16 protein-coding genes are annotated in these 18,496 nt (G+C 69.0%); 3 read left to right on the top strand and 13 right to left on the bottom strand.

Annotated elements, in window-relative coordinates:
• The first annotated feature begins 9 nt into the window (after positions 1 to 9).
• Both mutS and CFB18_RS02050 read left to right on the top strand, forming a co-directional pair.
• Complete coding sequence (gene mutS / locus CFB18_RS02055; protein WP_088570136.1) at positions 10 to 2,646, top strand: DNA mismatch repair protein MutS; 2,637 nt, start codon at positions 10 to 12, stop codon at positions 2,644 to 2,646.
• Positions 2,643 to 3,560 carry an HD domain-containing protein gene (locus CFB18_RS02050; protein WP_200808032.1) on the top strand — a complete coding sequence of 306 codons (918 nt, stop codon included), beginning with the start codon at positions 2,643 to 2,645 and terminating at the stop codon, positions 3,558 to 3,560. The genes mutS and CFB18_RS02050 overlap by 4 nt, the downstream gene beginning before the upstream one ends.
• A 138-nt stretch (positions 3,561 to 3,698) precedes the next feature.
• Here the strand turns inward: CFB18_RS02050 and CFB18_RS02045 are convergent, their stop codons facing one another.
• The 12 genes from CFB18_RS02045 to CFB18_RS01990 are packed head-to-tail and all read right to left on the bottom strand — an operon-like array spanning position 3,699 to position 15,921.
• Complete coding sequence (locus tag CFB18_RS02045) at positions 3,699 to 4,664, bottom strand: YbgA family protein (protein ID WP_088570135.1); 966 nt, start codon at positions 4,662 to 4,664, stop codon at positions 3,699 to 3,701.
• Positions 4,665 to 4,676: 12 nt separating this feature from the next.
• Positions 4,677 to 5,297: an SDR family NAD(P)-dependent oxidoreductase gene (locus CFB18_RS02040; protein WP_088570134.1), complete on the bottom strand. Its 621-nt coding sequence runs from the start codon at positions 5,295 to 5,297 to the stop codon at positions 4,677 to 4,679.
• Positions 5,298 to 5,308: 11 nt separating this feature from the next.
• The gene (locus tag CFB18_RS02035; protein ID WP_088570133.1) at positions 5,309 to 5,884 is read right to left on the bottom strand and encodes a glycerol-3-phosphate acyltransferase; all 576 of its coding nucleotides are present in this window, start codon (positions 5,882 to 5,884) and stop codon (positions 5,309 to 5,311) included.
• Positions 5,885 to 5,898: 14 nt separating this feature from the next.
• A complete protein-coding gene (locus CFB18_RS02030) occupies positions 5,899 to 6,654 on the bottom strand; it encodes a lycopene cyclase domain-containing protein (RefSeq protein WP_088570132.1) in 756 nt (251 codons plus the stop codon).
• A gap of 25 nt (positions 6,655 to 6,679) precedes the next feature.
• Positions 6,680 to 7,750: a glycosyltransferase family 2 protein gene (locus CFB18_RS02025; protein ID WP_088570131.1), complete on the bottom strand. Its 1,071-nt coding sequence runs from the start codon at positions 7,748 to 7,750 to the stop codon at positions 6,680 to 6,682.
• Positions 7,751 to 9,061 (bottom strand): cytochrome P450, encoded by a 1,311-nt coding sequence (locus CFB18_RS02020; protein ID WP_088570130.1) that lies wholly within the window; start codon positions 9,059 to 9,061, stop codon positions 7,751 to 7,753.
• Positions 9,058 to 10,476: a cryptochrome/photolyase family protein gene (locus tag CFB18_RS02015; protein ID WP_088570129.1), complete on the bottom strand. Its 1,419-nt coding sequence runs from the start codon at positions 10,474 to 10,476 to the stop codon at positions 9,058 to 9,060. The genes CFB18_RS02020 and CFB18_RS02015 overlap by 4 nt, the downstream gene beginning before the upstream one ends.
• A complete protein-coding gene (locus CFB18_RS02010) occupies positions 10,476 to 11,054 on the bottom strand; it encodes a DICT sensory domain-containing protein (protein ID WP_088570128.1) in 579 nt (192 codons plus the stop codon). The genes CFB18_RS02015 and CFB18_RS02010 overlap by 1 nt, the downstream gene beginning before the upstream one ends.
• On the bottom strand, positions 11,051 to 12,610 hold the full coding sequence (locus CFB18_RS02005; RefSeq protein WP_088570127.1) for a phytoene desaturase family protein: 1,560 nt from the start codon (positions 12,608 to 12,610) through the stop codon (positions 11,051 to 11,053). Before CFB18_RS02005 ends, CFB18_RS02010 begins: the two co-directional genes overlap by 4 nt.
• A 12-nt stretch (positions 12,611 to 12,622) precedes the next feature.
• Complete coding sequence (locus CFB18_RS02000) at positions 12,623 to 13,069, bottom strand: SRPBCC family protein (protein WP_088570126.1); 447 nt, start codon at positions 13,067 to 13,069, stop codon at positions 12,623 to 12,625.
• Entirely contained in the window at positions 13,042 to 14,367 is a 1,326-nt protein-coding gene (locus CFB18_RS01995; protein ID WP_088570125.1) for a MerR family transcriptional regulator, read from the bottom strand. The genes CFB18_RS02000 and CFB18_RS01995 overlap by 28 nt, the downstream gene beginning before the upstream one ends.
• Before the next feature lie 15 nt (positions 14,368 to 14,382).
• Positions 14,383 to 15,921: a phytoene desaturase family protein gene (locus tag CFB18_RS01990; protein WP_088570124.1), complete on the bottom strand. Its 1,539-nt coding sequence runs from the start codon at positions 15,919 to 15,921 to the stop codon at positions 14,383 to 14,385.
• Positions 15,922 to 16,137: 216 nt separating this feature from the next.
• Between CFB18_RS01990 and CFB18_RS01985 the strand changes: the two genes are divergently transcribed.
• Positions 16,138 to 17,124: a phytoene/squalene synthase family protein gene (locus tag CFB18_RS01985; RefSeq protein ID WP_159461525.1), complete on the top strand. Its 987-nt coding sequence runs from the start codon at positions 16,138 to 16,140 to the stop codon at positions 17,122 to 17,124.
• Here CFB18_RS01985 and CFB18_RS01980 read toward each other — a convergent pair.
• Positions 17,079 to 18,191 (bottom strand): tRNA-queuosine alpha-mannosyltransferase domain-containing protein, encoded by a 1,113-nt coding sequence (locus CFB18_RS01980; RefSeq protein ID WP_088570122.1) that lies wholly within the window; start codon positions 18,189 to 18,191, stop codon positions 17,079 to 17,081. The genes CFB18_RS01985 and CFB18_RS01980 overlap by 46 nt on opposite strands.
• Between the last annotated feature and the right edge of the window lie 305 nt (positions 18,192 to 18,496).

Genomic DNA, 18,496 nt, shown 5'->3' with positions numbered 1-18,496 from the left:
GGCAGTGCCGTGGAGGATCTCACCCCCATCCGACGCCAGTATCTGGATCTGAAACGCCAGCATCCGGACGCCATTCTGTTCTTCCGGCTGGGCGATTTCTACGAGACCTTCGATGCGGACGCGGAGATCGTCGCCCGGGAGCTGGATCTGGTGCTCACCTCCCGGCCGGTTGGGAAGGGGCAACGGGTGCCCCTGGCCGGCGTCCCGGCCCATGCCCTGGAGGCTTACCTCGCCCGGCTGGTGGAGCGGGGCTATCGCGTGGCCATCGCGGAGCAGGTCGGCGAACCGGTGAACGGCCTGATGCCCCGCCGCGTGGTCCGGGTAGTGACCCCGGGCACCGCCCTGGAGCCGACGTTGCTGGAGGAGCGGGCACCGAGCTATCTGGCGGCGTGGGTCGAGGAGGGGGAGGGGATCGGCCTGGCCTATTGCGAGGTGAGCACAGGGCAGTTCGCGGCCACCCAGTGGACGGGCCCGGAGGCCCGGCGAGAGGCGGAGGCCGAGTGGTTGCGTCTCTCGCCCCGGGAGTGTCTGTATCCCGTGACGCCGGGGGAGCCTGCCACGCCGCCGTTGCCCTCGGCCGGAGAGGTCGCCTGCGCCTTCACGCCGTTCCCGGCTCATCGCTTCGCGCCCGGGGTGGCGCGCACGGCGTTGCTGGAGCACTTCCGGGTGACTTCACTGCACGCCTTCGGCCTGGAGGATCAACCGCTCGCCCTCCGGGCCGCGGGGGCGATCCTCCAGTATCTTCAGGAGACCCGTCCGGAGGCGCTCTCATTGCTGGTCTCCATCGAGATGTATTCCACTGCTCGCTATATGCTCCTGGACCCGGCCACCCGGCGGAACCTGGAGCTGGTGGAGAGCGCCTCGGGGGGCGGCCGGCGCGGATCCCTCCTTTCGGTCCTGGACTTCACCCGCACGCCGATGGGAGGTCGGCTGCTGCGAGCCTGGCTCTCGCAACCCCTGCGGGATCGGGCCGCCATCGAGGCCCGCCTGGATCAGGTGGAGGCTTTTGTGGAAGATCCCATCGCCCGGGATCGTCTGGCAGCGCACCTGCGCGGGTTCCCCGATCTGGAGCGCCTGGCTGGGCGGATCGGGAGCGGGCTCGCCTCCCCCCGGGACCTGGCGGCGCTGCGCCGGGCCCTCACGGCGTTGCCGGAGATCCAGGCCCTGCTTCGCCGAATGGAGGGCCCGCACGCGGGGGCCGTCCGGCCCCTGGCCGATCGCCTGGAGCCCCTTCCGGAGCTGCTGGAGCTGCTGAGCCGGGCCCTGGTGGACGATCCGCCGGCGACCCTTTCGGAGGGTGGGGTAATCCGACCGGGGTTCTCCGAGGAGCTGGACCGCTGGCGGTCCCTCGCCCGGGAGGCCCAGGCGTGGCTGGCGGAGCTGGAGCAACGGGAGCGGGAACGGACCGGCATCCGGTCCCTCAAGGTCGGCTACAACAAGGTGTTCGGGTATTACATCGAGATCTCGAAGGCAGCGGCCCATTCGGTGCCTTCGGACTACATCCGCAAGCAGACGCTGGTCAACGCCGAGCGGTTCATCACGCCGGAGCTCAAGGAATACGAAACCCAGGTCCTGAACGCAGCAGCCCGCCAGGCGGAGCTGGAGGCCGAGCTGTTCCGGGATCTCTGTCGCCGGATCGGGGAGGAGCTTCCCCGCCTGCGCGCGATCGCCCAAGCCCTGGCCCATCTGGACGCGGTGGCCAGCTTGGCGGAGGCCGCCGCCCGGCATCGCTACGTCCGCCCCGAGCTGACCGAGGAGGACGTCCTGGAGATCCGAGGCGGACGGCACCCGGTGGTGGAGCAGGCCCTGGCCGGGCGCTTCGTCCCCAACGACGTCGTGCTGGATGCGGAGGGCCGCATCCTGATCCTGACCGGCCCAAACATGGCCGGCAAGAGCACCCTGCTGCGCCAGGTGGCCCTGATCGTGTTGATGGCCCAGGTGGGCTCCTTCGTGCCCGCGGATCGGGCCCGGCTGCGGCCGGTGGATCGGATCTTCACCCGCATCGGGGCCCACGATGAGCTGGCCGCGGGCCGCTCGACGTTCATGGTCGAGATGAACGAGACGGCCTATATCCTGCATCAGGCCACGTCGGACAGCTTGGTGGTGTTGGACGAGATCGGGCGGGGGACCAGCACCTATGATGGGCTGGCCATCGCCTGGGCGGTGGCCGAGCATCTGCACAACCATCCGAAGCGGCGGCCCAAGGTGCTGTTCGCCACGCATTATCATGAGCTGACCGCCCTGGCGGCGTATCTCCCTCGCGTTCGGAACGCGCACATGGCGGTGGCGGAGGTGGAGGGCCGCATCGTCTTCCTGTATCAGGTGCGGCCCGGCGGCGCGGATCGCAGCTACGGGATCCACGTGGCGGAGCTGGCGGGCCTGCCTCGCGCAGTCATCCGGCGGGCGCGGGAGCTGTTGCGTCGGCTGGAACGCGGGGAACCGGCCGTTCAGCCCAAGGCGCCCCCCGCTGCGCCCCTGCCCCTTTTCGCCGAGCACCCCGTGGTCCAGGCCCTGCGGAACCTGGACCCGGATTCCCTTTCCCCGCTGGAGGCGCTCCACAAACTCTATGAGCTGAAAGGGATGGTGGAAGGATCCTCGCGCGCGGGCTCCTCAGCGGAAGCGGGGCCGGAAGGAGGTTGGGGATGAGCAAGGTACGGATGCCGCGGCGTCGCATCTCCTATCGGGATCACGGGGTGGTCATCGAGATCGCCCCGGATTATCAGCAGCTGGCGGAGCAGGCCGACGCCACCATCCGCCGGATCCTGGCGGATTATCCGCGGGCCGCTCACCTCTATGAGCGCATCGTCCGGGATCCGCGGGCCTCGGCGTGCTGGGATCTTTCGAACTACATGGCCGTTTACAAGCTCAACTACAACGACCACGGGCCGGTCCACGCGCGGGTGGCTACTGCTGCGGCGATGCAGATGATGCAGCTGCTGGTGCGTCACCAAGTTCCCATGGACGTGGTGACGTCAGGGGCGGGGGAGCTGGACGACGCCTTCCTGGTGGTGATGGCGGCGGAGATGCTACATGACATCGGGAACATGGTGCATCGGGCAGGACACATCGAATATGGAGTGTTCCTGGCCGCTCAGTTGCTCCCTCGCTGGCTGCCGGAGATCTACCCGGATCCCGAGCAGGAGCAGCTGATCACCGGATTCATCCTCTCGTGTATCGCCAGCCACGATGGATCGCCCCCACCGCTGACGGTGGAGGCCGCGGTAGTGGCCATCGCCGACGGCACAGACATGACCAAGGGGCGGGGGCGGGCAGCCTTTGATCTGGGGAAAGTGGACATCCACTCGGTGTCCGCATTGGCTGTGGATGCGGTGGAGATCCGGGACGGAGGGGATCTGCCCATCGAGATCGCGGTCTACCTGAGCAACTCGGCGGGGATCTTCCAGGTTCAGGAGATCCTGGCCCGCAAGGTGGTGGTGACGCCGTTGAAGGATCGAGTGCGGATCGTGGTGTGCGCCCGCCCCGAGACGCCGCTGGTCGACCAGCGGATCATCCAGAAGGTGGTCTTTGAGAACGGCCGCTTTCAGGTGGCCCAGGACTGAGTCGGGAGTCAGGTGTTCGGAGTTATCGGGGCGGCTTTCGCTGCGACCCTTGCGCCATCGAAGGCGGAGGTTCGGGGCCGAGGCCCCTCCTACAGAAACCGCCTTTTTGTATGAGCGGCTACAGCCGCGATCCTCTGCTCACACCCAGCCCTCGCCGCGCCCCGAATCCTCCAGGGAGATCAGCTCCTCGGGGAAGGGGAGGAGGAAAGCCTGCTGGCGAAGATACGGCTCATCGAAGCGGGCGGTCCATGAGCGCAGCAAGGCCAGGGGCGTGCTCAGAGGCAGCCGCCGCGCCCGGTAGGCGGCCACGGTCTCCAGGAAGTGGGCCTTCTCCGCCCGGCTCAGGCGATCGGAGAAATACCCGAAGGCGTGCAGGAGGGCATTGACCACCACGGGCCGGTGGGGCGGGTGGCGCAGGGCGGCGCGGAAGGCGGCCGCGTAGCGGGCGCGCACGGTCTCCAGGGGCGCCCGCTCCGGGTTCGCGACGATCCGCCCCAGCTCCCCAAGCCGCCGGGGGCTGTAAGCCATCAGCAGCAGCTTGTAGCGGGTGTGAAAGGCCACGAGGTCTTTCATCCTGCCCTCTTCCAGGGTCTCTCGCAGCGCCGCGAGGGCGAAGATGGCCGTGAAGAAGTGCTCCCGGATGCTGCGGTTGGTGAGACGCCCTTCGTCCTCCACCGGCAGATCTCCGAACCGCTCCAGCACCGCCTCGGCGAACAGCCCGGCCCGCAGGCCGGGTCCCCGCATTCCATCCGCCGTGTAGACCATGGCGTCCTTGACGGCGCATGAGGGGGAGCGGTTCTTGAGGAGGAAGCCGTCCACCGGAGGCAGGCGGTCCAGGAAGGCCCGGGCAAAGCGTTGCATGGCCTCGGTGAGATCCTTTCCGGTGTCCGGCTGCATCAGGCGCACGGTCCCCTTTTCCTGCACCAGCCGCACCGGCGGCCGGGGCGTCCCCAGGCCGATCTCCACCTCCGGACAGACCGGGATGAACTCCACATAACGCCCCATGGCCTCCACCACGCGGTGGGGGATGAGGCTCCCATCATACCGACAGGCGGCGAATCCCAGGCAGGCGCTGACGACCACGCGCGGGCGAGGGAAGCCCATTGCTTCCTCCTCTCAAAGCTCCAGGATATCTGGAGGCGCCTCCGCCTCCACGGCCTCCAGAATGCGCCGGGCGGCCTCCTCAGGGTCCATGGCGCCCTTCGGGGGACCGCCGAAAGGCGCCCAGATGCCGGTGGCCACCGCTGGCAGGCGGACCAGCATCAGACGCACCCCACGCAGCTCCCGACGCGCGACCGTGAGCAAGCCCTCCAGGGCCCACTTCGAGGCCGCATAGGCCCCCAGGCCCGGAAGGGCGATCCGCTGGGGGTAAGCGCCGAGGAACACTCCCCGCGCGCCCGCTCCCCATCGGGCGTGTTTCATGGCGAGGAAGGCGCCCCACAGGTTGGCCGTGAACGTCCGCTCCCACGCCTCGCGATCGGTCCGCGCGAGGGGGGCGGGGAAGACGGCCCCGGCGGCGTAAAACAGCCGATCCACCGGGCCGATCTCCGCCAGGAAAGCCTGAACGGCGGTCTCGTCGGAGAGATCCATCGCCTCCGCCTCGGCCCCCAGGGTCTCGGCCAGCTCGAAGAGAGCGGCCTCGTTGCGCCCGGTGAGCCAGAGCCGGCCCCGACCCTGCAGGGCCTGCGCCAGCGCGCGCCCGATGCCGCCTGTGGCTCCGAAGATCACGATCTCCATGATCTCCCTCCTCATGATGACCTCCGATGGGTCCAGAACAGGAGCAGCGTGTGGCCGAGAGCGACCGCCCAGAGGCTGATGTCAGCGAATCCGGCAAGGGCAGCGCCTCCGAGCAGGAGGTTCAGGGCGAGCATCCCTGCGCGCACCGCTTGCCCTTCTGCGCGGAAGAGCCGCAGTGTCACAGCGAACAGGCCTCCCAACAGCATAGGGACCCGCCATTCGGTGAGGCCGCACCAGACGCCGAAGGTGACGGCCAGCGCCTTTCCGCCCCGGAACCGCAACCAGGGGGTGAAGGCGTGGCCCAGGGGCGCGGCCAGGGCAGGGGGGACCAGGGCCCATCCGGAGAGGCCCCCGATCCACCGGGCCAGCGCGATGGGCGCCGCGCCTTTGAGGAACTCCAGCAGCAGCGCGGGCAGAAACCACCTCCATCCTCCGGCCCGCAGCACGTTCATCGCCCCTGGGTTCCCGTCGCCGAAGGATCGGATCTCCACGCCCATCCCCCACCGTCCGATGGCCCACGCCAGGGGAAGGGCGCCCATCCCCCCGGCGATCAGGGTCCACAGTCCGATCCGAAGCCCGAGCTCCATCTCTTCGGCCCCTTCTAATCCGAGGGAATGCGCAGAGGGCGGAACTCCGCCTGGCGGATCCGCCGCTCCACCACAGGATCGAGTGCCAGCGTCCAGCCGTTGGCCACCAGGAGGTTGGTCAGGGCGAAGAAGACCATTTCCTCCAGGGGGAGCCCAGCGAGTCCCAGGCCGACGGTGAATTCAGGCCGGATGAACCAGATGCCGGCCCGGATCGCGATCCCATCGGCCAGCCACAGCCACAAGGTGGGTCCGGCCCAGCGGCGGGCTAGCACCTCTCGCGCCGCCCACAGTCGGTCCCCGCCCACCGCCACCTGGAGGGCCAGCGGCGGCAGCCCCCACGCCAGGATCCGGCTGAGGTAGGCCCCTTCCTGCAGGCCGCTGATCCAGACTCCAAGGGCCCCGATCTCCAGGGCAGCCAGGGCGATGAGGAGACCCCATCGGCCCTTCCCGCCTGTCGTTTCCGGCGGGGGCGGCTTGGGGCCTTCTGCCATCGCCCACAGGCCTACCAGGAGCGGCTGGAGCACGAAGAACAGATATTCCTCCAGCGGCACCCAGCCCAGGGTGATCCCCAGGACCCGCTGCGGGTCGTAGCCCCAAACCCCCATGGCCACCAGGTGATTGTCCCATGGTGTGGTGTAGAGGAGGGCGATGAGGCTAAGGGCCGCCATAGCCGTCCATGCTCGCCGCTCTGTCGGACGCCGGCGCGCAAGGGCTCCCAGGACGAGAATCGGGATCCCTAAAAACAGAGCGAGAAATCCCAGGTAGGTCATCGTGGTCTCCGCGATTCCTCGAACTTCAACGAACCCTTCGGCCTTTCCACGGGATCCCATGCCCGCTCCAGCGGCGAGCCAGCCCCCAGAGGGCGCTCCCCGCGAGGAGGGCTGCTCCCAACGGGGCCAGCCCGGCCGCGGCCGGCCATCCCCATCGTTGCGCCCAGGGATAGGCCCCCAGCCCGGCCAATGCCCAGCGGAGGAGGCGTGCTCCCAGACGCCCTCGCCTCACCTCGCCCAGCGGGAAGGCCATCCCTGCGGTCAGCAACACCGGGACCCACGGGCGCATGGCCTGTGCTTCCATCACCCCCGCGGCCCAGCGCCCCATCCGGTGGATCCATGCCCGAAGATCTCCATCCGTTCGCACCCGCACGACATCGCGTCCGTCCACCAGGGCGATGCGATAGCCGAGGGCTCGCAGCCGTTGCCCGAAAGCCAGATCCTCCAGCATCCGGTCCCGCACCGCGGCGAACCCTCCGCTGGCGAAGTAGACGGCGCGGGGGATCAGGAGATACTGGCCGTTGATCAGCCCGTCGAAGCGGCGCAGGCCGGCGAAGAGCCCGGCGAAGGCCACGGCGAGGGCGGCTGCCTCCCAGATGCGTTCGGTCTCCAGATCGGGGAAGAGGGTCAGGGCATCCACCTGATGCTGAAGCGCCCAGGCCACGGCCCTCGCGGCGCTGTCGGGAGCGTGCCAGGTGTCGGCATCGGTGAAAAGCAACCATTCCCCGGATGCAGCCTCCGCGCCCCGGTGGGCGGCGAAGGGCTTCCCCAGCCAGCCCGGCGGGCGTGGGCCTGCGCGGAGCACGGTCGCCTCAAAGGCCACGGCCACTTCTGCCGTCTCGTCCTCTGACTCATCGTCCACCACCAGGATCTCCAAGGGGCCCGGGTAGCGCAGGCCGCACAGGGAGGGCAGCAGTCGGCGCAGGTTCCGGGCCTCGTTGCGCGCCGGCACGATGATGGAGAGGGCGGGCAGAAGTTCCTGTGGAGGCGGAAGGGCCAGTCGCGGCAGGCGGCTCGCCCGGGCGAAGGCCCACCATGAGAGGAGGACCGCCGCCAGCTCAGGGATCGGGAGATCGCGGAGGGAACGCCCGCTCACTTACCACCTCCGTCGGATCCGCACGAGGAGGCCGGGCGCGGGCTCCAGCGTGGCCCCCATCCGCGGCCGCGGGGTGGAGAACGCCGGCTCAAAGGCCGCCCGCTGGAGCATCCGCGCCACGGCCAGTTTCCACTCCAGCCGCGCCAGCGGTGCGCCGATGCAGGTATGCGGCCCCGCCCCGAAAGGCAGAAACCGCAGCCCCATCCCTTCCCCTCGGAACCGCTCGGGGCGGAAGGCGTGAGGTTCCGCCCACAGGCCCGGGTGGCGATGGAGCGTGTAGAGCGAGACCATCACTCGAACTCCGGCGGGGATCGTCCATCCCTCCAGCGTGCAGGAGGCCGTCGCCCGCCGGTTGAGAACGGGGATCGGCGGATACAGGCGCAGGGCTTCCCAGCCGATCCCCTCCAGCTCCTCCAGGCCGCGCAGGGCCTCCGGGCTTGGCGTTCCCCAGCCCAGCCGCGCGTCCACGGCTGCTCGGGCTCGCTCCTGAACCTCCGGATGGGCGGCCAGGAGGATCATTGTCCACGCCAGCCAGGCGGCCACCGTGTCGTGACCGGCGATCAGCATGGTGAGCATTTGATCCCGCACTCGCTCTTCATCGCCCCCGAAGGCCTCGATCCAGGCGTCCAGGAGGGTTCCCCCCATCGGGCATGCTCGGCGCTCACGGATATGATCCCGGAGCACCTGTTCCAGCTCCTGAAGGGGCCCTTTCAGGCCGGGTCGGGAGAGGGCGGGATGGAGGAGCCAGGGGCCCGGGGAGATATACGCCTGGGCGGCCCGCAGCAGCGGGAGCAGCCGCGGCGCCTCCGTCGGCCCGGGGATTCCAAACAGGGCTTCAAGGAGGACCTCCAGGGCCAGCGTCCGCATCGCCTCGATGATCTCCACATGCGCTCCGTCCGCCCAGGCTTCGATCTGTCGGTCGGCGGCGCGGACGATCGTGGGGGCGAAGCGCTCCAGCGCCGCCGGCCGGAAGAAGGGCGCGGCGATCCGACGTAGAGCGGCGTGCTCCGCACCGTCCATCACCAATATCCCGGTCCGGAACAGGCGCACCACCGGGTCCGGATCCACCCGGGAGCGCAGGGAGGAGACCGCTTCCACCAGGGCCGCGCGGATGGAGGCGGGGCCGGCGGCCACCACGGCTCGGAAGCCCGGCATCTCCAAGCGGAACACGTCCCCGGCCCCTGCGCGCAGCGCCTCTAAAGCATCCAGCCACGTGCCGCCGCGCAGTCGCACGGCGAGGGCGCGCAGCCGGCTTTCCACTGAGGGGATGGGCGGCGCGTGGCCATCGGTCTTCTCTTTCATTGGTTTCATCGTCGTCGCGCCTCCCGGAAGATCACCCGCGCCTGCGCCGCTGCCCTTTCCGGCACCCAGGGCGCTGGATAATCGACTCCAACGCGACAGCCTGCGGCCCGCTGGATCTCAGGAGGCATTTCCCATGGGGCGTGCACGTATTCGTCCGGGACGTCCGCCAGCTCCGGCACCCAGCGCCGGATGTAGGCGCCGTGCGGGTCGCTGCGTCGGGATTGGGCCGCGGGCTGGAAGATGCGCACGTAAGGCGCGGTGTCCACCCCCACCCCCGCGGCCCACTGCCAGTTCCCCCCGTTGACGGCCGGGTCGCCGTCGAGAAGGTGGGTCATGAACCACCGTTCTCCCCATCGCCAGTCGATGAGCAGATGCTTGGCGAGGAACGCGGCCGCCACCATCCGCACGCGATTGGGCATCCATCCGGTCGCCTGCAGCTGACGCATCCCGGCGTCCACCAGGGGATAGCCAGTGCGCCCCTCGGCCCAGGCCGCAAAGCCCTCGGGATCCGACCGCCATGGGATGCGTTCGCCGAAGGGAAACAGGCTCCGCCGGCGCAGCGCCGGCTCGTGGGCGAACAGCACGTAAAAGAAGTCTCGCCAGATCAGCTCCCTCAGCCATGCCTGAGCGCTCCGCTGGCCCTCCGCATCGGGGGCGTTCGCCATGGCCGCAATGGCGGCCGCCGCAGCGGTGCGCGGCGAGAGCATCCCGAACCGGAAGTAAGGGGAGAGCCGGGCCGTCCCCTCGCGGTCCAATCGATCCCGCTCCCGGGCATAGCGGTAGATCGGCGCCTCGGGCCCTTCCGTGAAGGCCCGCAGCCGCCGCAGCGCCTCGGCCTCTCCCGGAGGGAACTCCTCCTCTTGCGCGATCATCCTCGTTTCCCATCCCTCGACGTGGAGGAGGGAGAACAATCCGGTGGGTGTGGCCAAGGACCGCTCCGGCGGAGGCAGGGGCGCGGGAAGGGGGAGTGCTTCCCAGACGCGACGGAAGGCCCCGAACACCCGATAGGCGCCCCCGTCGGCGCGGACCAAGGACTCAGGAGGATGGATGGTCGGATGGCCCACCAGGCGCAGGGGAAGCGAACGGGCCACGAACGCATCCCGACGCCGGGCGTAAGGGGTGAGATCCCGCTCCGCGAAGATCGCCGAGGCGCCGGTTTCGGCCATCAGGGCCTCTAAGACCTCCGCGGGCGATCCCTCCCGAACCACCAGGCAGCCCCCGCGGGCGTGCAGGGCCGCGTCCAGCGCCCGCAATCCGCCGATCAGGAATCGCCGCCGGATGGTCGCTCCCGGGGCTCGGGTCAGGGTGGGATCGAGGATGAAGACGGGAACCACTGCGGCAGCGGCCCTCAGGGCAGCGTGCAGGGCCGGGGCGTCGTGGAGACGCAGATCCCGCCGGATCCACCAGAGGGCCACCTCGGCCATCACAATTCCTCCACCGGTGTCGGCACAGGCACCTGTTTCGGAAAGGCCAGGTGGAGCATGGAGAGAACTTCATAGGCCACTGTGGGCTCAAAAGTATAGAATCCCTCGTAAAATCGGCCCTGGCCGTCCAACGCCGGGATCTCCCGGGCGAGCAGGCACATCGAGAGCCCGGGCCCATACGCGATGACGAACCAGTAGGACAACAGAAGGGTTCCTTCCGTATCGATGAGGATCACGTTCGGGCCCACTTGGGCCTCCTCGGGGTCCGCCACATCGAAGGCCCCATATAGCCAGAGCCGCTCCACCCGGGGGGCCAGCGCTCGGTAACGCTCGCGCTGGGGCAGGAAGCGGGACAGGGTCTGGAACGAGACATGGAAGCAGACCGGTCGGGGATGCTGCATCGCCTGCTCTTCGATGATGTGGCTTATCTGGGTCATCGCCTCGACCGATAGTGTGTAGCGGAAGGCAAGCTGCCGCCAGGCCTCCGGCCGGACCCGGGCGAGCAGGGCTTCCCCTTGCGGGGGATAGCTGGCCATGATCCCGCGGTAGAAATCCTCCAGGATGCGCAGGGCGTTCATCGGATCGAGCCTCCAGAAAGCGAAGAGGATGAAGGGAGCGGACGGCCCCAGAGAAGCCAGCGCCGGGCCCGGGCCGCTTCGCGCTGCACCTGCTGGGCCACGCGCATGGCTCCCAGGGCCACGGCGGGGATCGAGGGGCCGGGGAAGATGGCGTCTCCCACGAGCCACAACCCAGGGGCCAGGCGAGGGCCGATATATCGCCACAGGGAAGTCTGGGGGAAACCGGCCACCCATCCCCGGGCACGGCGGGTAAACTGATGGAAGGTGACCGGCGTGGCGGTCCGGAGGACCCATCCTTCCGGCCACTCCGCCTCGGATGCGGGCAGATCGGGGAGGAGGCGGCGGGCTGCCCGGAGGACGCGCGCGGTCAGCTCGGCCTTCCGGGCTGCGTAAGCTTGGGGGCTGCGGGCCAGCGCCTCCCACCAGGGCGCCAGGGCCGTGTGGGTGCTGAGGGTAATGGATCGAAACCCCGGTGGAGCACGAGTGGGGTCCCACGATGGGCTGAGAGTTAGGAAGATCATCCCTCCCTCCGCAAGCCCCTCTTCAGTCAGGATCTGGTGGTGGAGCGGCAGGTTCGGGGGGATCCGATCCTCCGGCACCCCCAGGTAGACCATGAAGGCGCCCCAGCCGTCGGGCGGGGCCTCCGGGAGCCTGCGCAGGATGGGCGGCGCCTCCTCACCCAGCAGGGCGGCCGCGTTGCTGGGCGGCAGGTTGAAGATCACGACGTCTGCCTCCATCCCTTCCCCGGCGCCTGTCTCCACGCGGAAGGCGCGCGGCCCGGAACGCCGAACCCGTTGGACCTCCTGGCCGAAGCGCACCCGCCCCCCGGCCCTTCGCACAGCCTCCACCAGCCGCTCAGCGATCGCCCCGATGCCGCCAGGCATGGACCCGACACCGGTGTGTGGGAGATCCAGGGCGACCGCTCCGTAGAGAGCGTTGGCCCGCGCTGCAGGGGCTTGGGCGCTGATCATCAACTGGGCATCCACGAACAAGCGCAATCGTTCCCCTTCAGGCAGCCGCGCCGCCACCGGGCGGAAGGCATCCTGAACGATGGAGCTCCACATCCCCGGATGCCGCCGCAGCCAGGCGGTTGCCCTCCGAAAGAGCCTCCATCCTTCACCGGCGTCCTGAGGGGGCCAGGGAAACCCTTCTCGCGCGAGATCCCAAAGGGCTTGAGCGGTCTGCTCCTGCCACGCCCAAAAGGGCTCTCCCGCTGCGCCGAAGTGCGCGCGCCGTTCTATCCGCCACCGCTCTCGATCCGTCCAGCGGGAGATCGTCGTCCCATCGGGCAGGTGAACCTGCATGGCGAGGGCCTCCGGATGGATGCCCCACGAGATCCCCAGCCGTTCCCCCAGGATCGCCATGGGCATCCCCGGGGCGAACCCGCCGGCCAGCGTTGCCCCTGCGTCGAAGCGAAAACCTCGATAGGAGAAGGTGGCTGCGCACCCCCCCGGATCCGTGTGGGCCTCCAGCACCTCCACCTCTAGCCCGTCGTGGGCGAGGATGGCGGCCGTCGTCAGCCCGCCGATGCCCGCTCCGATCACAACGACACGCATGGGATCTTCTCCTCATTGAGAGGCGGTCTGAAGGGCGCGCCGGGTAGCCCGGGCGCGGTAGGCGAAGAGGAGGGGAAGCCCCAACCAGATCGCCAGGGCCACCAGCGCCCGGAGGGGATGCCGCGGCAGCGCCGCCTCGATCTCATCGACGATCTCGGTCACCCCCGGGGCGATCTCCCGAAAGCGATGACGGTGAACCCACCTTCGGAACGGTCCCGCCACCTGCTCGTCCACGAAGCCTGTTGCGGAGACCTCCCGATGGACCGCCTCCCATGGGATGGCGACGGGGCCCCACTGCAGGATGAAGCGGGCCCGTGCTCCCTCGGCGACCGGCTCGCGATGAATCCAGCGGATCGACAGCGGAGGCGGCGTCAGGCGGGCCAGGGCGATGGGATCGCGGTGGAAGGCCGCCACCCGTTCGAAGGGCGCGCTCACGATGAAGGCGTGTCGGAACCGCATTCCGATCCCTCCAGAGAGGTCAAGCAGGCCTCCAAAACTTCCGCCAGCCGGATGACCGCGGGTTCCCCGCTCAGGAGGCGGCGCAGGGCTCCGGCATAGGCACGGGTGAGCTCGGCCAGGAGGGAGACCGACCCGCCGTGATGGCGCAGCAAGCCGGCCGCCCATCGCCATTCCTCGGCCACCGCTTCCGGCCGCCCGAGCCGTAGGGCGGCCTCCATGATCCGCAGAGGGGTCATCGGTCCTAAATCCAGGGACTCCAGCAAAGCTTGGATCGTCCCGCATGCTTGCCAGATCTCCAGCTCCAGCTGGGGCCGGGCGGCACGGTAGGCCTGGAGGGCCCGGCGGAAGGCCTCGGGAAGTGGCGCAAGCGGCGGGATGGGGCGCCCGAGGGCCACGAGGGCCTCCGCTCGGCTTACGGCCTCCTCCCACGTGGTGCCGAGGAAAGCCCCTGGGATGGCGTCCCCCAGCCCCGGTCGCTGGAAGATCCGCCCACCGTAGCCCAGTGGGATCCCCTTTTGGGCGACGATCTCAGCGGCGTCGGCCAGGGTGGCGGCGGTCGGAAGCATCTGGGCCAGCATGATCACGAGGTGAGGGCGGATGGCGATCAGGGCCTCCTCCAAACGCAGCAGAGGCAGATTGGGGCCCAGGTAGATCACCTCCCATCCTCGGCGTCGGAGGAGGAGGGTGAGGAGCAGAGCGGGCAGGGCATGGGACTCCTCCGGTGGGCAGCCGATCAGGATCCGCTGGGGACGCACGGAAGGCGGAGCCGCCGCGATCAGGGCGTTCAGTCGGCGCATCGCCAGCGCGGAGGCGAAATGCTCCTGTTGAGCGGTGGCCTTCCCACGATACCACCGCTCGCCGATCTCCCCGAGCCCTGCCTCGATGATCTCGTGGCACACCTGCTCCACCGGATACAGGGCGAAGGCCTCGCCCATGATCCGATCGGCCTCCTTCTCGTCGAAGCGCAAGCAGGCCTCGATCCAGGCCGCCCGCAGGGCGGCAAGCTGGTCCCGCGTTGAGCGAACTGGGCGAACCCGAAGGGGGTCCTGGCCTTCGGCCTCCAGGGCGCGCCAGAGGGCAACGGCCTGGCCGATCCGCATCCCCTCCGCCTCTCGGGCCATCAACCAGCGGATGATCTCGATGTCCCGACGCGAGTAAAGGCGATGCCCGCCACGGGTGCGGTGGGGACGCGGCAGCCCGTACCGGCGCTCCCACGCCCGCAGCGTGTCCGGGCGGATCCCGGTCTCGCGTATCACCGCGCGGAGGTTGTAGGTGGGGGCCCGGTCGGCCTCCTCCATCCTGACCTCCCTGGCTTACGCGGTCGCTGACGCCCTCGGCACCGGATAGCGGCGTGCTGCAAACCACGCCGCACATTCCTCGACGATGCGCTGGGCCGTTAACCGAGCCGACAGCAACACGATCGGTAACCCGGTCCCCGGATGCGTGCTGGCGCCCACGAAGTAGAGGTTGCGGTAACGCGGATGACGATTCGCCGGGCGCAGGTAGCCCACCTGGGCGAACGTGTGGCTTAGGCCGAAGGCGGCCCCGCGCTCCAGATGGTAACGCGTCTGCCACGTGTGCGGGGTATACACCCGTTCGAACTTTCGCAAGGGCCCCAGCGGCCACCCCAGGGCCCGAGCCAGACGCGCCTCCACCGCCGCTCGGGCCCGCTCCACCATGGCCTGCAGGTCCTCTGGCGGACGACCATCCGCAGGCAGATGTCCGGTGGGCACCAAAACCATCACGGTGTCCTCGCCAGGCGGGGCGGCGTCTGGGTCGAGGCGGGCCGGGGCGTGCACGTAGAAACTGGGCTCCTCCGGCAGCCGGAGGTCCCGGAAGATCTGTTCGAAGCTCTTGCGATAGTCTCCGGCCAGGAACACGTTGTGAGCCCACAGGTCGGGCAGCGACTTCCGAAGGCCCCAGTAGAAGGTGATCGCCGAGCATGTGTAACGAAGCCGGGCCATGGCCTCCGCCTCCGGCCCCGGAGGAAGCAAATGGCGATACACATAGGGAAGGTCGGCGTTGGCCACCACGAGGTCCGCCCGCACTCGCTCCCCGCCCTCCAGACGAACCCCTGTCACCCGGTCCTCATCGACTTCGATCGCGGCCACCGGGGTGCGGTAGTGGAAGCGAACGCCGTGGCCTTCGGCGATGGCCGTCAGGGACTCCACGACCCGATACATCCCTCCCTTGGGGAACCAGACGCCCTGGGTGATCTCCGACGCTGCCAGCAGCGCGTAGGTGGCGGGGGCCTCAAAAGGGCTGAGGCCCAGATACATGTCCTGGAAGGTGAAGGCGGCGCGCAGCCGCGGATCCCGGAAATAGCGCCCCACATCCTGATAGTGGGCCGTGAGGGCCCGCAGCTGCAGGAGGAGGGGCAGGCGAGCAGGGCTGAAGTATTCCCACCAGTGGCGAAAATTGCGCCCGATGAACTCCCGCCGGGCGACTTCGTAGAAGCGGTGCCCATCCGCGAGATAGCGCAGGAAGGCCGTGAAGCTGCCCGGCTCCAGGGCCTCCAGCTGATCCCGCATCGTCGGCAGATCCGCCGTCATCTGCAGGACGGTCCCATCTTCGAAATGCACGAGGTAAGTGGGATCCACCCGCCGCAGCGCGAGATGGTCTTCCAGCCGCTCGCCGAGCTCAGCGTAAGTTTCGGCGAAGATCTCGGGCATCAACAGCAGCGTGGGCCCGGTGTCGAAGCGATGGCCCTCCCACACCCAGCGGTCGCAGCGGCCTCCCGGCCCTTCGTTCTTCTCGAACACGGTCACGCGCGCCCCCTGTCGCGCCAGCCGGGCAGCAAGGGCGATCCCCCCCACCCCTGCTCCGATCACTACAACCTCCAATGTCCTCATCGGCACGCTCCTTGACCAATGGATTTCCCCGGAGACGGGTCCCCCCAGCTGACCGGGGGGACCCGCCCGGGAACCAGTGGGATCCGCTCCCCCGGTGCACCCCACTCCACCTTACCACGGCACACATATTTTGTCAAGGATTTGTGGGCAAAATATTGACAAAACATGGACAAGGCGCTATCCTTGACCTTGACATTCGGGGTGAGGGAGGGGTCGATGCGGGAGGAGACCTGGGCGGAGTGGGAGCGTCCTCTTGTGGGGTGGGCGTATGAGGCGGCCCGCTCGGAGGCTCTGGAGTCTTCTCCGAGGGTGGGGGATGTGGATCGGGCGTATGCGGTCTGCGAGGGGATCATCCGGCGTTACAGCCGGTCTTTCGCCTTGGCCTCGTCCCTGTTGCCGGCGGAGAAGCGACGGGCGGTGCGGGCCCTTTATGCCTTCTGTCGGGTAACAGATGATTTGGTCGATGCACCGCGGACCGATCCTGCGGTGGCCCTGGCGCGGTGGCGGGCTCTTGCCCTCTCCCCTCAGCCTCCGGCGGACGAGCCGGTGCTGGTAGCCTGGGCCGATGCCCGAAGACGCTACCGCATCCCCCGCGGCTATGTGGAGCAGTTTCTGGATGGGGTTGCCCGGGATCTGGACTTGCGTCCCTACGAGACCTTTGCGGAGCTGGCGGCTTACTGTTACGGGGTGGCCTCGACGGTGGGGCTGATGAGCATGTTCATCATCGGCTACACGGATCGCTCAGCCCTCCTTTACGCCGTCCGGCTGGGAGTGGCCCTGCAGCTCACGAACATCCTGCGGGATGTGGGGGAGGATTGGCGAGCGGGCCGGCTGTATCTGCCCCGGGAGGAGCTGCGGGCCTTCGGGATCTCAGAGGAGCAGATTGCGGAGGGGCGGGTGGATGCCCGATGGCGGGCCTTCATGCGCTTCCAGATCACGCGGGCGCGGCGCCTCTACGCCGCCGCTCTCCCCGGCCTGCGCTGGCTCTCCCCGGAGGGGCGGGTGGCCATCCGCGCCGCCGCCGAGCTGTATCAGGGGATCCTCGGGGCGATCGAGCGCAACGGCTACGATGTGTTCACCCGCCGCGCCGCCCTGGGCCCGGTGGCCCGGTTGTGGATCGCCCTCCGCGCGTGGTGGGCGGAACGCAGGCCGGGCGCTCAAGGCGCGCCCTCCGCTTCTCCGCCGGCCATGGACGCATCATAGCGGGCGGCGAGGGCAGGCCACGCATAGGGCCGAAGGGCTTCCAGCCAAAAGGTGAATCCTCGAGTAGGGATGCGGGAGGAGGCCGACGCGGCGCCCCCTCGTTCCATCTCGATCCACTCCGCCAGTTCCCTTCCGTTTCGCCACGTGGGCAATCCGGGCAACAGCTCCGCCAGCACGGACCCCTCGGGAACCCAGGGAGGGATCCCTCGGGCGGCGAAGGTCATAGTCCAGATGGGGGAGCGGGTCTCCGGGTCTGTTTCCAGGAGGGCGTGGCTTCGGGCGGCCCAGCGGCTGGCCTCAGGGTCCTCCGGATGGAGGATCCCAAACAGGCGGGCCTTCAGGGGGCGGGGGAGCCGCTCGAGGGCGCGGGCCGCTCGGGGCGGATCTTCACTCAGCGCGATCAGGCGGAAGTCGATCCCTTTCGCCGCCGCCAGCCCCATGGCGTCCAGGAGGCGATCGAGGGCCTCCAGATCGCCTCGAAAGATCCAGAGGAACCATCCCATGGCCTCGGGGGCCGTTAGCCGGGGAGATGAGGTAGGGAAGGAGAAGCCGGGTGGGAGGGTGGCCGAGCGGGCTGCCCCCATGGCGGCCGCAGCTGGGTCGATGGCCTGTAGAGCAGTTAGGAAGCGCTGGCGGTGCCCCTCGGCGTTGAAGAGCAGGCGGTCCGCGGCGCGGGCGGACGACGCCTCCAGGGCCGCGCGGTTGGGATCCGATAAGCGCCGCCGCCCGAGGGCGCTGTCGTGCCAGTAGATCCAGACGGGGATCCCCTCCAGAAGATCGGCGGTCGCTTCCCGGAAGACGGCGACATCCATGCCGTCCAGGGCCAGGAGGAGGTGGGGCCGGCCGGCGGGCAGGCGGGTTGGATCCGGGGTGGCGGATCCGGTGAGGGCGCGGCGGATGCGGCGGGCGAGGGCCAAGGCTCGCTCCCGCCCGCGGACGGGGTCGGGTGGGAGCGGATCCGCGGGGAGGGCGAGCCGGCGGATTTGGTGCCGGCTGTGCCGAGTCCACCCCTCCGCCCAGGCCCGCCGCTCCTCTGTCCCCCAAGGATCTAGGATCCAGATCTCCATCGATCTTCCCACAAGCGTGAGAGCTTCGGTTATCTTATTCTCTCTCCTTCGCCAGGGGGATGCCTTCCCGCTAAGGCAGGCTGTCCGGATAAGCGTGGCGGTCACGGAGAGATCGCCGCTGGCGTCCTGATGGATGGATCATCCGTCTGTTGTGGGCGGCCCCAGTTGTCCAGGCCTTGATCCGGCTTAGGATATCCGGGGAAGCGTGCGTGGCCTTGTCAGTGCCCTCTCCTGATGCTATAATAGGCTTGCGTTTTTTGTGATATCTGCAACAAGGGGGAGGGGACGTGCTGTCGGCCTATGCG

Source organism: Thermoflexus hugenholtzii JAD2 (genome assembly GCF_900187885.1).
GTDB lineage: Bacteria > Chloroflexota > Anaerolineae > Thermoflexales > Thermoflexaceae > Thermoflexus > Thermoflexus hugenholtzii.
Note: the sequence above shows the minus strand (reverse complement) of the source record. Positions and strands in the feature narration are given on the sequence as shown.

Excerpts from the sequence above, each read along its gene's own strand:
- CFB18_RS02050 (WP_200808032.1), top strand. The coding sequence starts at position 2,643 with ATGAGCAAGGTACGGATGCCGCGGCGTCGCATCTCCTATCGGGATCAC.
- CFB18_RS02045 (WP_088570135.1), bottom strand. The coding sequence starts at position 4,664 with ATGGGCTTCCCTCGCCCGCGCGTGGTCGTCAGCGCCTGCCTGGGATTC.
- CFB18_RS02040 (WP_088570134.1), bottom strand. The coding sequence starts at position 5,297 with ATGGAGATCGTGATCTTCGGAGCCACAGGCGGCATCGGGCGCGCGCTG.
- CFB18_RS02035 (WP_088570133.1), bottom strand. The coding sequence starts at position 5,884 with ATGGAGCTCGGGCTTCGGATCGGACTGTGGACCCTGATCGCCGGGGGG.
- CFB18_RS02030 (WP_088570132.1), bottom strand. The coding sequence starts at position 6,654 with ATGACCTACCTGGGATTTCTCGCTCTGTTTTTAGGGATCCCGATTCTC.
- CFB18_RS02020 (WP_088570130.1), bottom strand. The coding sequence starts at position 9,061 with ATGAAACCAATGAAAGAGAAGACCGATGGCCACGCGCCGCCCATCCCC.
- CFB18_RS02015 (WP_088570129.1), bottom strand. The coding sequence starts at position 10,476 with ATGGCCGAGGTGGCCCTCTGGTGGATCCGGCGGGATCTGCGTCTCCAC.
- CFB18_RS02010 (WP_088570128.1), bottom strand. The coding sequence starts at position 11,054 with ATGAACGCCCTGCGCATCCTGGAGGATTTCTACCGCGGGATCATGGCC.
- CFB18_RS02005 (WP_088570127.1), bottom strand. The coding sequence starts at position 12,610 with ATGCGTGTCGTTGTGATCGGAGCGGGCATCGGCGGGCTGACGACGGCC.
- CFB18_RS02000 (WP_088570126.1), bottom strand. The coding sequence starts at position 13,069 with ATGCGGTTCCGACACGCCTTCATCGTGAGCGCGCCCTTCGAACGGGTG.
- CFB18_RS01995 (WP_088570125.1), bottom strand. The coding sequence starts at position 14,367 with ATGGAGGAGGCCGACCGGGCCCCCACCTACAACCTCCGCGCGGTGATA.
- CFB18_RS01990 (WP_088570124.1), bottom strand. The coding sequence starts at position 15,921 with ATGAGGACATTGGAGGTTGTAGTGATCGGAGCAGGGGTGGGGGGGATC.
- CFB18_RS01985 (WP_159461525.1), top strand. The coding sequence starts at position 16,138 with ATGCGGGAGGAGACCTGGGCGGAGTGGGAGCGTCCTCTTGTGGGGTGG.
- CFB18_RS01980 (WP_088570122.1), bottom strand. The coding sequence starts at position 18,191 with ATGGAGATCTGGATCCTAGATCCTTGGGGGACAGAGGAGCGGCGGGCC.